This window comes from Escherichia sp. E13S3, assembly GCF_004212325.1.
Classification (GTDB): Bacteria; Pseudomonadota; Gammaproteobacteria; order Enterobacterales; family Enterobacteriaceae; genus Escherichia.
The window spans coordinates 56,611-72,331 of record NZ_RHJR01000023.1 but is presented as its reverse complement, the minus strand read 5'-3'; the positions used below and the strand labels follow the sequence as shown (position 1 = coordinate 72,331).

Annotated in this window: 15 protein-coding genes; 8 read left to right on the top strand and 7 right to left on the bottom strand. The window is 41.2% G+C overall.

Going from position 1 to position 15,721, the window contains the following annotated elements:
- Nucleotides 1-388 precede the first annotated feature (388 nt).
- Nucleotides 389-940: a C40 family peptidase gene (locus D9597_RS21090; protein ID WP_130224474.1), complete on the top strand. Its 552-nt coding sequence runs from the start codon at nucleotides 389-391 to the stop codon at nucleotides 938-940.
- Between the two features lie 110 nt (nucleotides 941-1,050).
- Here D9597_RS21090 and D9597_RS21085 read toward each other — a convergent pair whose 3' ends face one another.
- From D9597_RS21085 to D9597_RS21070, 4 genes are all read right to left on the bottom strand, one after another.
- The gene (locus tag D9597_RS21085) at nucleotides 1,051-1,572 is read right to left on the bottom strand and encodes a polymer-forming cytoskeletal protein (protein WP_165383557.1); all 522 of its coding nucleotides are present in this window, start codon (nucleotides 1,570-1,572) and stop codon (nucleotides 1,051-1,053) included.
- A gap of 185 nt (nucleotides 1,573-1,757) precedes the next feature.
- Entirely contained in the window at nucleotides 1,758-1,940 is a 183-nt protein-coding gene (locus tag D9597_RS21080) for a hypothetical protein (protein WP_130224470.1), read from the bottom strand.
- Nucleotides 1,941-2,236: 296 nt separating this feature from the next.
- A complete protein-coding gene (locus D9597_RS21075) occupies nucleotides 2,237-3,676 on the bottom strand; it encodes a hypothetical protein (RefSeq protein ID WP_130224468.1) in 1,440 nt (479 codons plus the stop codon).
- Between the two features lie 2,335 nt (nucleotides 3,677-6,011).
- The gene (locus D9597_RS21070; protein WP_130224619.1) at nucleotides 6,012-6,983 is read right to left on the bottom strand and encodes a RepB family plasmid replication initiator protein; all 972 of its coding nucleotides are present in this window, start codon (nucleotides 6,981-6,983) and stop codon (nucleotides 6,012-6,014) included.
- Between the two features lie 1,315 nt (nucleotides 6,984-8,298).
- Between D9597_RS21070 and D9597_RS21065 the strand changes: the two genes are divergently transcribed.
- From D9597_RS21065 to flhC, 3 genes are all read left to right on the top strand, one after another.
- Entirely contained in the window at nucleotides 8,299-8,931 is a 633-nt protein-coding gene (locus D9597_RS21065; RefSeq protein ID WP_130224466.1) for a response regulator transcription factor, read from the top strand.
- A gap of 1,146 nt (nucleotides 8,932-10,077) precedes the next feature.
- Nucleotides 10,078-10,425 carry a flagellar transcriptional regulator FlhD gene (flhD, locus tag D9597_RS21060; protein ID WP_130209555.1) on the top strand — a complete coding sequence of 116 codons (348 nt, stop codon included), beginning with the start codon at nucleotides 10,078-10,080 and terminating at the stop codon, nucleotides 10,423-10,425.
- Nucleotides 10,426-10,435: 10 nt separating this feature from the next.
- Nucleotides 10,436-10,987, top strand: a complete 552-nt coding sequence (gene flhC, locus D9597_RS21055; RefSeq protein ID WP_130224464.1) for a flagellar transcriptional regulator FlhC — start codon at nucleotides 10,436-10,438, stop codon at nucleotides 10,985-10,987.
- Between the two features lie 122 nt (nucleotides 10,988-11,109).
- On the opposite strand, the gene flgN is transcribed toward flhC, so the two are convergent.
- From flgN to flgA, 3 genes are all read right to left on the bottom strand, one after another.
- Nucleotides 11,110-11,556 (bottom strand): flagellar export chaperone FlgN, encoded by a 447-nt coding sequence (flgN, locus tag D9597_RS21050; RefSeq protein ID WP_130224462.1) that lies wholly within the window; start codon nucleotides 11,554-11,556, stop codon nucleotides 11,110-11,112.
- 15 nt (nucleotides 11,557-11,571) lie between these two features.
- A complete protein-coding gene (gene flgM, locus D9597_RS21045; RefSeq protein WP_130224460.1) occupies nucleotides 11,572-11,865 on the bottom strand; it encodes a flagellar biosynthesis anti-sigma factor FlgM in 294 nt (97 codons plus the stop codon).
- Between the two features lie 68 nt (nucleotides 11,866-11,933).
- A complete protein-coding gene (flgA, locus tag D9597_RS21040) occupies nucleotides 11,934-12,632 on the bottom strand; it encodes a flagellar basal body P-ring formation chaperone FlgA (protein WP_130224458.1) in 699 nt (232 codons plus the stop codon).
- A gap of 277 nt (nucleotides 12,633-12,909) precedes the next feature.
- On the opposite strand from flgA, the gene flgB reads away from it, so the two are divergent.
- The 4 genes from flgB to flgE are packed head-to-tail and all read left to right on the top strand — an operon-like array spanning nucleotide 12,910 to nucleotide 15,713.
- Entirely contained in the window at nucleotides 12,910-13,323 is a 414-nt protein-coding gene (gene flgB / locus D9597_RS21035; protein WP_130224617.1) for a flagellar basal body rod protein FlgB, read from the top strand.
- Between the two features lie 8 nt (nucleotides 13,324-13,331).
- Entirely contained in the window at nucleotides 13,332-13,736 is a 405-nt protein-coding gene (gene flgC / locus D9597_RS21030) for a flagellar basal body rod protein FlgC (RefSeq protein WP_130209545.1), read from the top strand.
- A gap of 10 nt (nucleotides 13,737-13,746) precedes the next feature.
- Nucleotides 13,747-14,460, top strand: a complete 714-nt coding sequence (locus D9597_RS21025) for a flagellar hook capping FlgD N-terminal domain-containing protein (protein WP_130224456.1) — start codon at nucleotides 13,747-13,749, stop codon at nucleotides 14,458-14,460.
- Between the two features lie 44 nt (nucleotides 14,461-14,504).
- On the top strand, nucleotides 14,505-15,713 hold the full coding sequence (gene flgE, locus D9597_RS21020) for a flagellar hook protein FlgE (RefSeq protein WP_130224454.1): 1,209 nt from the start codon (nucleotides 14,505-14,507) through the stop codon (nucleotides 15,711-15,713).
- The last annotated feature ends 8 nt before the right edge of the window (nucleotides 15,714-15,721 follow it).

Below are 15,721 nucleotides of genomic sequence, written 5' to 3'. Positions count from 1 at the left end.
AATAGAATCACTATCAGGTGTACAATTCATTAACAAATAAATCACTGGTGATATATCTAAATGGCCACACCAAAGAGTAAATTACTTTAAGGAAACACAGTCCAGATTTCACGTTCTGACCATCACCGAATAGCAAAGTAGATTCATTGTAACAAGTCCTGCTTTATGATTTCCCATCAGAATTTCATCACGACACCATCAGGATATTCCTGTCTCACCTTGCAATGATAGACGCACAAAATCCGATCTTTTCTACCCGTTCAATAGTCGGTCCGGCGTTAACGGTTTTACACATCGAGCCAATTCTCGGGTTCAAAGAAATCTTAAAGAAATCATCGGGTGAATTTACAGCATCGGAATTTCTACAAATTAACGAGAGGTCTACATTATGTATCGACATCATCGTTCTTTATTGTTTTTACTGATGTTAGGTTACCATGCCTCAACACTGGCATCGCCGGTCCACCACGTCAGACACACTCCTGTCGTCAATCATCATCGAAAAACAAAAACATCACACTCGACATTAAAATCGACAAAACAGCATAAATTGTCGCCCAATACAGTCTTCATTAATACGCTGATGGCACAGCTGGGTAAACCCTATCGCTGGGGAGGCGCTTCTCCTGAAACCGGATTTGATTGTAGTGGTCTTATCTGGTACGCGTGGCGTAAGAATTTTCACATTACCCTTCCCAGGACCGCCGCCGGTATGTATTCCATGCCACAGGCACACCATGTGCCTTATATGCTTCTACAACCCGGTGACATGGTGTTTTTCTCAATGCATGGAGAACGAGTCGATCATGTCGGTGTTTATGTGGGAAATGGTCATTTCATAGAAGCGCCGCATACGGGGCAAAATGTCAAAATTGTCAGCCTGGAAAAAGATTTTTACCGCCGCCATTATCTGGGAGCCAGGCGTCTGATGATTTCCTGAGGCGTTCAATCCCTGTGTGCGGACAACACAAAAAATTGGGAGGACTTCAGGACATCCGATGCGTGGATGGACTGGAGATCTCCCAAGAAAAATATAGATAGCTCAGTTTATCACTTTCCACGTACTGCAGCTTGCTCTGGAACGGCAATGACCTTCTCACTCTTTAGATCAACAACTTTTTGCTTTGCTGGATTAGGGGTTAATACTTCAGCCTTACCAGTCAAAACACCGCCTTTTTTAATAGATAAAGAAACATAAACTAATGTGCCATCAAGTCGTCCGTTTTCATAAATATCGACAGAATCAGACTGACAGTGCCCTTTTATAACGCCATCAACAATTAATTCCCGACTGGTAATATTGCCTTCCACCACGCCATTACGCATTATTTTAACCAGTCCATCCTTAGCAAGGACATTCCCATTCACACAACCATAGATATATATTTGTTTATTAGAGTTTATATTTCCATCAAAGACGACATCACTGGCAATAACCGTACTATCTGTTCCACTCTCACTAGTTGAATTTCTGTTTTCAATTTTCTTTAAGGGACTACTGATGTCTGCACTTTCCTTTTCTGACACTATTTCTAATTTATCTTTTGCTGCTTTAGATTTATTAAACATCATGAGTATCCTTTTCTGTAAAAAATGAGTGGAGAAAGAGCAAATTATGAAGAAAAATAATATGGATGAGATAAACAGTTTTCCTGAATACCAGAAAATTAATGCCAGGGTCCAGAACATTATTCCCGCGTTGAGAAACCTGTAGTCAGGTCTGTAATCATGAGCCAGAGATTTCATTGGTAAATTCATCAGTAAACGATATCTTCGGGAAACACCGGCTGCCAGATGATATTAAGACCATACACCCTCCCCAGGAATAGCGCCTTCTTCATCGCTATTGTGCTCGCTGCATCTTCGCTGAATAACGGCGATGTGTTGCTTTTCATCTCAACATACTGACTCTGATTTTCGATAATCATGGTTCGGGACATAACATACTCTTCTTCTGTGGGTATACGCATAAAGCCAGACTGCAATGTTGCCGTCACGAACATTGACTTACTGTACAAATCGGCACAAAGGGAAAAATTCTAAAGAGTAAAAGTCACGAACTTAAGCGGAAAGCGCCAGGAAGGCTGTTCTCAGGGGATATCAATAGTGGATGGAGGCGTTTGTATCGAGGATGAACCGATACAAAGTCGATGAAATGCTTATGTGAAAAATATCTGAGGAATGCCCTGAGCAGGTAATCCCAGCCTCAGGGATAGTGAGTCACACGGCGTTGTAACTACCCTAACCCTTCAATGAAAATGGCAGCGCCACGCTTTATAAGTTCATTACCGCTATTCTTATAATAAATTACTTGCTCAATGATTTGTTTAACTTCGAACTCAAGAGAAGAGTCAACGGCAGGGACAATATCATGACTCTGACAAATAAATTCAGTTTTCTCACAGCTTAAATAGCAACGTTCAGCCTCAGCAAGAATCGATATTTCTGTACCAGATTCAAAATTGTAATCTGCCAATTTCCCATTTATTAAGATGGAAGGAATGCTAAATTTTGCTTTAATTTTACCATGACTATCCATGGTAAAGCCTTTTGAACCAAGATACCTGCTGGCAACAACAGCATAGTCATCACCTAAAGCATTTAGCCCCGCAGCAATCGCCAAAACAGCACTTATATAGTCCTGTATAGTCAGTGTGTTATCTAAGAATTTTTTTGCATAATCTATGTACTGTAATGACCACTTTTGCCATTTTTTATATTCTTCATTTCTGTTCTCATGTTCCTTTTTTACAACATCTATATACTGATAAATCCTGTTAAAATTCGCCTCTATGTCATTCAGCTCAAATACGCCAGAAATACATTGCGTTATATCGTGCAATAAGTTCGTAATTGATTCATTAAGCTTATTATTAGCTTTCTGGTAACGTTCTGCCCCGATTAAAGCTTGCTGACGTGCTTTATCTAATTTTTCTGCTATTCGTGCGATACCGACAAAATCACCTTCAATGGTGCATTCATGAGGATCTGGATAGTAATATTTTTTGATAAATGACAGCACGTAAGTTTTTTTACTTACATCGTCTACCTGAATGGGAAACTGGACAGATGTTGGTATGTCACTACTATCGTGTGATGAAGTCTCATTACGAAAAACTAATGTCCCGCAAATCCCTGTTTTTTTTGCCTCCTTATCATCAACACCATGCATAAAGAAGTTGATATCGATGAGCTGAAACGTCTGCAGCAAGTTCTGTTGATAATCAGCGTTTTTTGCAATATCAAGCAATCGGTTTAATAGTCGATGATTGATGCAATCAACTTTATCATTTACGGATACAAATAACGTTAAACTGACATGCTTCTGAGAGACTAAGTAACGCAATGTTCCAGCATAGTTTTTTTGAGCACGTTGTTTTTCTACGCTTTCAGGCATCTTTGTTATTTGCGACGATACCATGAATAAACCCGTAATGACCTGCGCTTCTCTTTTTTGTCCCTTGCCAAAATTTTGGTTAATGACATGCATGATGATGTTAGAGGCGGCATTAATTACATAATCGGCAATAGTATTAACGCTGCCACAATCTACATTTGCCGCTGCAGTTTCCATCCCGCATTTAGTCGAATACGCATCTGTTCCATTCAATGCAACGGTGTCTGAATAACTCATCACACATACAGAAGAGCATCTCTGGCCATCTTTTTCTGACATATGCGATATCCTCCTTTCAACAGGATCAGCACACTGAACTTTAGATGTCTGCACAACTACTCAACAAGCACAGAACACATAATCAGTGGCTCCCACGGCGCCAAATCCTTTCAGCCCTTTTATTCAAACTTACCAATATTCATAAAGGCGCCACAGGCTCAAACATCCGATAGCGCAATACCATTTACAGGCAAACAGTTCAGTAATTATCTGTACGCTTCTTCTCTCTTTCCTGAAAAGTCACATGCGGAACTCGTGGTATACAGTAGCCATTACATTCTGAAATAAGCATCTTTTCTATCAGGTTATCGCCTTACGATAATCTATCTTTTAGCAATGCAGTTTTACCCTCAGAAAAATTATGCGCTTACAGCCCCATTCTTTGTCGTGAACGTTCAGGAACTTTCGCCAATCTTAAATGTGAGCAATCCATTGATTTACTGCATTTTTTCAAAAAATTTCAGGGTGAAATCGTCAAATGCAGCGTAATGCGGGATCAGCATACTTTTGTCAGCCCTTTAACATACGTCGAATCAGCTCTTACTTCGGGCACCTCATCACATTTATGACAACATTAAATATAAATAACCTTTTAAGCGAGCACGATTTAAACCAACTCATTGTCTCTTATTTTTACGAGGTCATTCATTGGCTATTCAGTTAACCGGCTCATTGATCTACTGTGTAGTTCACAAATTTGACGTAAGAATTTCGCCTTCAGCTCCGGATTCAATGCACAGGTAATAAAAATCTGGCTAGTTGTGCTAAAAATCACAAAGTGACAGGCTACCGCATCATCTGTTGTCTCTGACGATTTCGCCATAGAAAAACCATCAATAACATATTGATTTATATTGTTTTTACACATCAATTTCACGGTGAAATCGGCACAGTTACACTCAGCTAAAACAATTAGTTGATGTTTGTTCGTCGACAACACGTATCGAGCGAAGAAAAGGTTGATTATGGTTACTAATAATTGAAAGTAGCATATGAAGTGAAAAATAATGCCATAGTTCCACAAAGTGGCGAACTAAACTAAAGGCAAAAGCTTAGGAAAGAATACAGATGCTATTATCATCACTTCAGACAACAGACTATGAGGTATCAGAAACGAACTAAAAATCGCAAGCAAAGAAGATTAATTCCCATACAAAAATTAGTACTATAAAAGTGGTTTAACTACAGACAGGTACAAGCAAATGAGGAACACAATCCTGCTAATAACTGATTGAAAGGAAAAAAGACATTGGAAACTGTTAGTAGGTTGTAGTGATCCGTATTAATACCTGAATCGATTATTTATATGCTTACTGATGATAATAAAGAATTCTGCATCTTATTATAAACTATAGACAGAACACATCTGTTCAGGATGATAAGCTACAGTGAGTAACACGCCATCATTAACAAATGAGGGTAGTAGAAATTTACATAATCAATAGCTATCCAAACCAGTTATGCAAGAAGATAGTTATCACTATGAATTATTTACGGTTTATTAATAAACTCATTTAGAATGATACAAAGATGAGTCGGCTCAAACGAAGCTGGAGATAAGCATATTATTACAATCTAAACTATATCGAGCAGCATAAACTATAGAGAGTAGATATTATGTTATGGAAACCATCAGAGTGACCTTTCATTTTTTGTAATAACGAGCAGCCACAAAAATATGCATGATAAATCATACAGATATCACAGATACCTTAGCTAATCCCCCCATGAATATGCTCCCCCGATCAATGTAACAGCACTCTATAAGCACTTTATCAGTTATCGCTCACTCTTTACCTGATAACCACGCCGCGAACCTTCACTTCTGAGCTCGGTTATCCAAAACCTTTCTCTATCAGCTTTTTCCGGGATATCAGTACGTTAGTTTCACCTAAATAAACTATAGGCAGTAATATAAGCTATAGACAGTAACATAAACTATAGCTAGTAACATAAGCTATAGAGAGGATGCAGGGTCGATATTTATAAGATAAATATAAGCTATAGTCAGTATTAATACTGACGCTCAAACCTGACACATTTACCATTACTGATTGATTTAAATGATTTTTATTGTTTATCGCATATAAAGCGGTACAGCTTAACTCGTCGATACAAACACAATTGAGAAGAGCAGACTATGCATAACGTAGTTTAAAAGACATCAACAGCAATACAGGCCTGTACCACTGCTGATGTAAGAAAGTGAAGAATAATATATAATTTTCAATAAGTTATATGAGATATAAAAATGCCAGTTTTGTAAATCTGAGAAGCACTATCCCATTGAATATAAGCTATAGTGAGCATCCATGAGTATGTTACTGACTACAGCTTATGTTTTACGAAGATTCAGAAGCGCTTCCAAATCTTTGAGATCAATTCCCAGCTTTTCAAGCAGCTTAACTTTTTCAATCAGCGAAGAGTCAACCGAATCATTTATATGCTCAGGTTGCTCGTAGGCATCGCTATCCGAGCGGGGCGCTTTTAACTTAGGCCGACGGTAATGCACGTTAAAATACACGCTACGGCCACGTTGCAGCTCCGTGTAATCGAGGTATCCAATCTCTTTCAACTGCTCCATAGCTCTGCGAACCGTCTGATTTTGCGAAAAAACAGGCGATTTCAGATTTAGTCGGGCACGCAAACGCGCTATTGAGATAGGCGCAGGATTTTTGGGCAGGCTTTCTATATAGGTGTAAAGCGCCTGTGCAGACTCCCGTCTCTTCAGCGCGTTTATCGCTTTCAGTTGCAAAAGGACTTTCCGATCAAACTGATAAAGTTCAAATAACCGGGGATCGGCCTGAAGTATGACAATATCTTTAGCGGTGTCGTAGTACGCGGATTGAACCAGATGAGTCGTATACTCTTTAGTCTGGCTGGTAAAAGAAATGACTGTCCCGGCAATTCGTTTTAATGAAGGGCTGATGCGTTCACGAAGCTTTTTAGAGGATCTGCTTGAGGGTATCCCGCAAAGCTTTACAAATTCAACAAAAGAAAGTTGAACCTTATCACCTATAACCTTATGTTTTGCAAAGGAATGAATGATTCCAACCCAGGTTTTAAAATCATTATCCATATCCAGTCGCGGACCAATGATTTCCACTTTGTCAAAGCCTTCAGCCTTAGCAAGTGAGAGCCTGGTCAGCTCTTCAGTAGCATCTGTCGTTGAGAGTGTATTTTTTTTACTGTTTTTGAGCGATTTGAGGGTAGGCACAAATACCCCCAGACGCATCAGAGCAACAGGTTGTACTGTGTTATTTGCATTTGGAGTAAGAGAAACGACTTCTCCTGTTCGTTTATCCACCTCATCAAAAAAGCTTTTAATATCAATATCTTTTTCCAAAACCAGCTCCAAGTTTGGGCACCCAGTCCATATAACCGAGCTAATAGCACAAAAAAATGCGCTGTTGATACAGCTGTGCATAACCTGTTGATACTATTGTATAACGTTATCTTATTGTATGTATCTCATTATAAAATAAGGAAAAATTTCATTATATGTATCGCTTCATTTTATAGTGAATGCACACTATAGCTTATATAGATAGCAAACTACAGCCTGGGTTTATCTCACTACAACTTATATATGTGCATACTATAGCTTATATTTTACAAACTATAGCTTATCGATATCGTCTGAAAGGCAGAGTGGGCGCAGGCTACAGCGATCGGGGATCTATTTAGGATCTTAAATGGATCTATTTAGGATCAACTTTTATGATCTAAACGAACATAATAATTACCCGCAACTCCTTACGACGTGAGTAAACTCTGAACCAGAGGTGACTCCACATAACAGAACAGTATCAACCAGCAGGATACCCCGTAACAGCACTTACCCTGATTTCGCGGCAGCGCACAGATGTTGCGGTTACTGCCATGAACTCGATCCTGCCTATCCACACCACGACAGCAGTTCCGTTAGTACTACAACACCGTTATGTGCAATGTTCTCCGTCAGGCAACACAACCCGATGGTATAAAGAGTTCAGGCACGAGAAAACTCCGCCAGAAACAGCCTGGTTAGCTACTGTAAGCATCGTCTGGCAGTAATGGAGAACCTGCTAAAACAGAACGTCATCACATGATTACGTACAAGTGAAGACTAACTGTACCTGTTGGAGGTAAACGACTTTTGGCCGTGTTGAGGCATCCACTGATGGATATCATCGTGGATGATGGTGTTGCTGTCCTGTAATGCTCTGCAAATGACGCAGTGGAGGCAAGCCCGAAACTGACTATATGGTCAGCGGATTATCAGGTGCTGCGGAAGGGACGTAATCTACATAACGGTATGCAAGTGGTAGGTTACTGGACGATGATATTTATGAAATAAATCACTATCTAATGGTGTAAACAACAAGGTAACTCTGTTAATAGCGAGTCCAACAGCATTGAGCAATTATCAGGGTAGATAGTTGTTCTGATAAACGACTAACACTTATTAAATATAATTATATTTTTATGAGCGGATGTTTACACAGGATTATAACAGTTATTATGAAATACAAATCATATTCTCATCATGACTATATAATTTGTTTTTTTTACAATCAATAGGGTTAATCACCTAAAATTTGTAGGGTGATCCAGGGATTCGCCAGAAAAGGAAGAAAACAATGAAGAAAATTAGTGTGGTGGTAGCTGATAAATATCCACTGATGTTAAATGGAATTGTAACATTCTTATCAAAGTATCCATCTCTTTATGATATATCATCTACCTTCACTGATGCTCTGAGTGCAGCTGAGTATTGTTCACAATATCAACCGGATGTATTGATTCTTGGTGAGTTCTCTGATGGTCTGGAGGGCATTGAACTGATACGCTGGATACGCTCTATGAGAATAAAATCAAAATTAATATCATATATGGAAAAAAAACCGTATATAGATGCAAACAAATTCATTGATGCCGGTGCTATGGGCGTTGTCTGGAAGACCAGCCCTCCTGAAAATTTAAACCATGCGATTGATAATATTTATAATAATACTCATTATTTTGATGATGGTTTACTTCAGACATCGCCCACCACAAGAAAACCCGTCCCTTGTAATTTTCTCACTATGCGTGAAAGACAAATTCTGCAACTTATTGCAGATGGGCAAACAAACAAACATATCGCAAAGATTTTGGACGTCAGTAATAAAACAGTTGAAACACACCGCTTAAATCTGATGAAAAAAATGGATGTGCATAGTGGCATTGAACTGTTAAAAGTAGGTCTGAGAATGGGAGTCTGTACCATATAGTGTAGAAGGGAAGGGTATAGCGCCTGGTAGTCAGAATGAATTTTGCGTATTTAGGGCGTTTTTAGCTGCATAAGAGTACGAACCCATTCCGGGAAGTGCTGTCAGAACACTGTCACTGTAGTGGTCATATAATAAATATTGACCACTATTTTACGGCAATAGCAATAACGGCTCTCTGATCCTTCACGCGCTAGTCCATCGTTGGAAAAGAGAGAGCCGGCACTATAGTCGTCGTTCACTACATAACCGCTGTTTTACTGTCAGACCTTATCTTTAATGGCTTAACCATTTACTGGTCCCCATTTTGTTTTCAGACCTCTGAAGAGCATTTCACGGCGCTTTTCATCCTGCTATTTTCCTGCTTACCGGTGATGCTAAAGGCATAGTACTCCTGACGTTTTCGTCTGAGATGGCGTAGCTGTGCCTCCTGTCGACGTTTTTCACTTCACTACCTTTCCTGTTTGAATGACCTGATATCAACGAAAAGCAGCAATGCATACAAAAATAAGTATTTGTCTGATAACTCAATTGAAAGGTGGATGACAGCTTTTAAGAATGAAATCACTCTAAGCCAGTTGAATTTACTGTAAAGTATCATTTCTCAGTACAAGATACTTAATTATAACTTAAACATCATTAGGAATGTTTTTATGTTACGCATGTAACATGTTGTTTTTATTGAAATAACATTTTATCATGAAATGATTCCTAAGGTCTTTTGATAGCGAGATCATTTGTTTAAAATCTAACTCATGAAATAACTCAACGGCATTTTGCTTTTCTGGAAATAACCCATAGTTATCACCATTCATAAGAGTTATGACCTTTTATGTAAAATTGAAATCATCCTCACAGTGTTGTGATGCCATATCGACATTTATGGTGACTACCATAAGAGTGGCATGTCTGCGTATACAGTATAAATTTTTCTTTTAAAATAATATGTTAGATGGCTTTTTTGCATTTAATAGCAAAAAACATAGGTTTCCCAACGCCAGAATATTATTTTGAAGCAGTCATCTTTAAATATTTATCAGTAAGCCAACCTGATGTGTTTAGTAGAATCAGGTGATAATATAATGTTTTATTTTGTGTCTAAATATTAATAAACGAACTCGATAAGAGTCTGTCTGGAGAAATAACGTAATGAATGCGATTGAACTTTCTGAACAATCACAAGCAATCCATGATTTGAATCTGACTTACCTTTTATTGGCACAACGATTAATTTTGGAGGACAAAATATCTGCCGGGTTCAGACTGGGACTAAATGAAGCGACAATGGAATCTCTGGTAGGTTTATCTCTTCCCCAGTTGATTAAACTGTCATCTACCGGACAATTAATTTGTCGTTTACGTATAGACAGTGAAATGATACTTAATTGTTTAACCAGAGATTCAAGGATTGATGCTCTGCAACGTATTCACACTGGAATTATTCTTTCCACAGAATTACTGGATTCCTTGTCCGAACAGAAAAACATTGCCATTTGAGGGTACGATTATGAGTGATAAAAGCATTATTAATGAAGTTAAGGATGCTCAAATTGCAATGGAACTGATTAATCTTGGCGCCAGAATGCAGGTTCTTGAAAGTGAAACTAATCTGAGTCGTCGGTGGTTATTAAGACTTTACAAGGAAATTAAAGGGTGTTCACCTGCAAAAGGTATGCTGCCATTTTCTGCTGACTGGTATATGTCATGGGAACAGAATATTCATTCTTCGATTTTCTATAACATCTATCGCTTTTTGCAAAAGAAAAACTTTGGCCGTCCAGTCGAAGTCATGCTCAAAGCTTACCGACTGTATCTGGACCAGATCCAGAAGGAATCCGGTGAAAAGTCTATCCTGAGCTTAACCAGAGCCTGGACGCTGTTACGCTTTATTGACTGCGGAATGGTTGAATTGACGCGTTGTTGCGGTTGCGGTGGCAGTTTTGTCACAACACCAGGATACAGTTTACACACCTTTACCTGTAGCCTTTGTTTTCCACCTTCTCGCGCAAGCAAGAAAATGAAAGAACAATCACTTGAACATGTAAGCAATGAGATTTAATGAAAACTAATACGCATATCTTCCTGCCATCTGTGGATTTTAAATGCACAGAATGGCAGGGATGGTGGCGATTATAAAGGCGCGGAGTGACAGAGGTTTTCTGGCTGCTATCATCGCCAGATTCATACAGAAATCCGGTAACTATTTCCAACATGATGATAAGAATGATCGCCGTCTTCTCCATAAAGTGATGGCATACTTCCGGTTTGTACTATTAATTTTCTCAGCGTGGTTACTCTTTCCATATGGATTTCGAGTAATTGATTGCTCTTTTGATTCAAATCACTTGCACGACGTAGCACCAACGTAATTCCTTCCCAACGAGTGGCAAGTCTGGCATTATTTTTATAAGGAATATAAAGCTGTGCATTTTTTTCTGCATGCTTACGTTCTTCATCATAAAAATTAATTGCAGCCAACAAACGACTTTTATTGTCAGAGATAACCTGAAGCGAGACTGGATTTATTCTCGCGCGGCTGAGCTGGGAAACTTCTTCCAGCAAGGTCCCCTCCAGCTCATCAAGAAGTGTTTGTAATTTAATAAGGTTTTTTTCTAACTGATCTTTCACTTTGTTGCTCCTGGTTTATGAAAATCGAATAATCTCATCAACCAACCGGGCGGCGATATGATCACTGTCCAGGGTTAATTCTCCGGCTGCTATTTGCGCAGAGATTTTGGCGAGGCGGGCGTGGTCTACATCGTTGGAATCATCTGAAGTAAACATGTCAGACAGATGACTTAATTCAACATGCACACTGGCATCTTGATCGTCGGATCGCAGTGATCCATCCTGCGGTTGAGGCTGACGTGAATCCGTTGATTGTCGGATATCAGCTCCCTGTACAGGAGAGGTCTGGCAAATACGCTCGATACTCATAGTTATCCTGATTCGAAATAATAATGAATGGTTACTATGGATATCGGCGTACAGGGAAATAACTGAAGTCAGTCGTTCTGGCTGATAAATGCCTTACCGTTACCTACGGCTGTCGCCAGCAGGGTTTGCCCGGAGTGCATTTGTACACGAAATGACTCTCTGAGGGTTGCATTGTCTAATGCTTTTCCGATGGTATGAATCTCATAATCATCGCCTTTGGTCATAACATCAACTTTTTCACCTGTGTGGATCACCCATTGTTGGCGTAGTTCGCTGAAAGTCAGAGGATGATTTGGTTGTATCCATCGGGTTGGTGTCGCACCAATAATCTTCTGTGGGTCGAGGATGAGATCGGCTGGAAGATGGTCAATATTCCCTCGCTGTGACTGGATATCATTCTGACTTACCGTTTGCCCTGGCGTAAGTTCATGTGCTGCCAGCCAGTATGTCGCGGTGGCGCTTACAGAAACCTGGATGAATTTCTGATGTGTTCCACAAGAGGCAATAACGCTGTGATTACCGCTTAGTTTTGTTGGATGGCCAGGCAAACGCAATGCCGGATTCTCACACAATGATGCCATCTGAGTGGCAGGCGTCAGGATCGTAACCTGTAATTGTGGCATTCCCTGACTATAGGGGGCCAGCAGCAATGCGATACGTGACGGCAGCGACTGATTGGTTGACTGTGAGGCATGAGCCAGGATTGTCAGATTAAGATAAACGATCAGGAAAAGTAATAAAACCAGGGGTAAACGTTTAAATAACATTTGTTATCGACCTTTCGTCAGAAAAGCTTTCGACTTAAGAAATGCACAATAATATATCCTGATAAACAAAATTTTTACTCGCTAATGTGATGGCATAAAAGCGCTTGTTTACCGGATAGACATTTCAAAATATATCAAAGTGTTTTTTGTATGCGATTTTGGGGAACAATCTGGTTAATTGACGTCATTGCTGTCGCATATTTGCGTTATGGTTTTTTCGACCTCTCACCATAAAATGCACCGCAATATTGTTAATAAACAAGAAAGGTTTTATCTCATGCTGGATAAACTCGACAGTGAATTCCGGTTTCAGCAGCATGCGTTGAGTCTGCTGACGCAACGCCAGGGCATCCTTGCTTCTAATATCGCGAATGCTGATACACCAGGATATCTCGCACGGGATATCGATTTTTCGCAACAGTTAAAGGAAGCCGTTAACCGCAGTCAGGCTGCTGACAATAATATGAGTCTGACGGTCACCTCTGAAAGACATATTGCTGACAGTACGCATTTAATGAGTGATCCGCGACCTCTTTATCGTATACCCGATCAACCCAGCGCTGATGGTAATACCGTAGATATGGATCGCGAGCGTGTTAATTTTGCAGATAACTCAGTGAAATATCAGTCCAGTTTAACGTTTCTGACATCACAGATTAAAAACATGATGACTGTTGTTAGTCAGGGATAAATAAAATTATGTCACTTCTAAGTATTTTTGATATTTCCGGTTCAGCGATGGCCGCTCAGTCTCAGCGTCTGAACGTCAGCGCCAGTAATATGGCCAATGCCGACAGTATCGCGGGGCCGGACGGTAAACCGTATAAAGCCAAACAGGTCATTTTTAGCGTTGATCATGCTGCGGATCAGGAGATCGGTGGAGTGAAAGTCAGTGATGTGGTGGAAAGCGATGCGCCGGATCGTCTGGTCTATGACCCTGACAACCCTCAGTCAGATAACAAAGGCTATCTCCATATGCCGAATGTCGATGTGGTGGGCGAAATGGTTAATACCATCTCAGCTTCCCGCAGTTATCAGGCCAATGTCGACGTAATGAACACCGCCAAAACCATGATGCTCAAAACACTGACTTTGGGTCAGTAAGGAAATAGTAATGTCGGTTTTACCCGTCATGACACAACGCAGTTCTGCCGCAGCAAATAAAGCCAGTGAAGCAGCAACCAGTAATAGCGCGGCCTCCGCCACCAATGGCAGCAGCGCCGAAGATATTATGAACAACTTCATGCAGTTGCTGGTTGCGCAAATGCAGAATCAGGACCCCACCAATCCGATGGATAACAACCAGCTTACGACCCAACTGGCGCAGTTTAATACGGCGGCGGGTGTACAGCAGTTGAATGGCACTGTGAATAGTGTCGGGATGCTGGTTACCAGTATGCAGCAGATGAATGCTGCCGAATGGGTAGGGCGCCAGGTATTGGTAGAAGGTGATACCACTGTTTCTACCGCACAGGGTGGCAATAATCAGTTTGCGCTCTCTGTCAATCAGGATGCGAGCGACGTCACTGTCACGCTGACTGATGATGCAGGAAATGCTTACACCGGAAAACTGAAAGATGTTAAAGCCGGCGTGCATGAATATACCCTGGACGATCTCAGTGATTTCGAGCCTTCCGATCCACGCAAAGTAAGCGATACGAATTTTACCGTTTCGTATTCCGCGACCAATCCGGACGGCAGTACTCCTGACATCGTGTCGCTGAAAAAATCAAAAGTAGACAGTGTTTCTTTCACCCAGACAGGGGCTGTTCTGCAGTTAGGTAATGATGAGACGGCCACTCTGGCCAATGTCTATCTCATTGAATAATCAATTTCACACAACTTTTACTACGTTGTTTTTCGGGAAATAAAATGAGTTTTTCACAAGGTCTTAGCGGGTTAAACGCCGCATCACAGGCGCTGGACGTCGTCGGCAACAATATTGCCAACTCGCAAACTGTCGGGTTTAAGTCCGGCTCTATTTCATTTGCCGATGTGTTTGCAGGTTCGCAAATCGGTATGGGCGTTCAGGTCGCTGGCGTTGATCAGAATTTCAGCGATGGTGTTCTTGGCGCTGGCGCCAGCCCGCTGGATATGGGTATTCAGGGCAACGGTTTCTTCCGTATGGAAACCGAAGCGGGAAAAATATTTTATAGCCGTAACGGTCAGTTTAAGACCGATGCCAATGGCTATATCGTGAACAGCCAGGGGATGCGCCTGAGCGGTTATATGGCCATTGGTACACCGCCAACTGTCCAGGCTGGTTCACCGGTCGGGCCTTTGCAGATCCCAACGGGCGCGATGCCGGCAAAAGCCTCTGATGCAGGTAGCCTGAGCGGTAACCTGGATTCCGGCAATACAAAAATTGATCAGCTGGCTCATCCTTTCAGCACTACCGATGGCGATTCTTATAACTACTCCACCCAGGTGAATGCGTATGACAGCCAGGGTAATGAGCATGCCATTAATGTTTATTTTGTCAAAACGGCCGATAACACATGGTCCGTCTACTCTAATGACTCCACCGCTCCGGGCGCTACACCGCAAAAACTTGACATAACATTTGATCCCAGCGGAAAACTCGTTACGACTCCCGCTAAACTGAAAGTCGATGGCGCTTCATATAATGGTGCCGCACCACTTAGCTTCGATCTCGATTTATCCAAACTGTCGCAACAAGCTTCCGATAACTCTATGGATAGCCCGGAAACTACGGGTTATGCGCCGGGTACGATGACGGGTTACGTTGTTGGTGATAACGGTCAGATTGTGGCCTCTTACAGCAACGGGCAGCAGCAGTTACTGGGCCAGGTTGTTCTGGCTAACTTCAATAACCCCGGCGGGCTGCAGCCAGCAGGGAACAACTGTTGGTCTGCGAGCCCTGAATCCGGCCAGCCGGTCGTTGGAATTTCCGATACCGGGAACCTCGGTACGCTGCGTGGTAACGCACTGGAAGCCTCAAACGTGGATCTGAGTAAAGAGATGGTCAACATGATCGTCTACCAACGCAACTATCAGTCCAACTCTCAGACCATCAAAACACAGTCTGAAGTCCTGCAAACGCTGGTTAACCTGGGTTAATAGCAAAA